Raw genomic sequence first — 419 nt, 5'->3', positions numbered from 1 at the left:
ACAGCTTTTTACGGCTCATCATTTTCAGACGACCTATCTCTCTACTCTAGGATGGCGATAAGGCTCGTCCAAATAATAAGGTTTCTTTTTAAATCTTTCCCATTTGACTTTCGGACGGTCTTTTGAAGAATCGAACACATTGCCGCCTGTCGTTCTCTTCCGCTTTCCAGTCAGATAATTGTCGCTGTACTCCTCAATTTCGCCCGAAGCCCTGTTATGTTGGGAATTGGTATACCCAATCAGAAGAAAGCGGTCGTTTTGGTAACGGAATAGGTAGTCACTGTCACCCATCCACCAGCTTCCGCAACTGTAAAACCACTGCAAACTCACTTTCAGACGACCTTTATCGATGGATACATCAGAAAACGGGTCATCAAGACAGCCATTATCTTTATCGCTTTCAGGCGGAATCAGCGTTG

At 44.6% G+C, this 419-nt stretch carries 1 pseudogene; it reads right to left on the bottom strand.

The annotated features are described in order from the left end of the window. Window positions 1-33: 33 nt before the first annotated feature. Window positions 34-419, bottom strand: a pseudogene (locus tag HMPREF3277_RS06570) (hypothetical protein); the annotation flags it as partial.

It is taken from the genome of Neisseria sp. HMSC70E02 (assembly GCF_001838645.1).
Classification (GTDB): domain Bacteria; phylum Pseudomonadota; class Gammaproteobacteria; order Burkholderiales; family Neisseriaceae; genus Neisseria; species Neisseria macacae.
The sequence above is the reverse complement of the archived record's forward strand: the minus strand, read 5'-3'. Positions and strand labels throughout refer to the sequence as shown.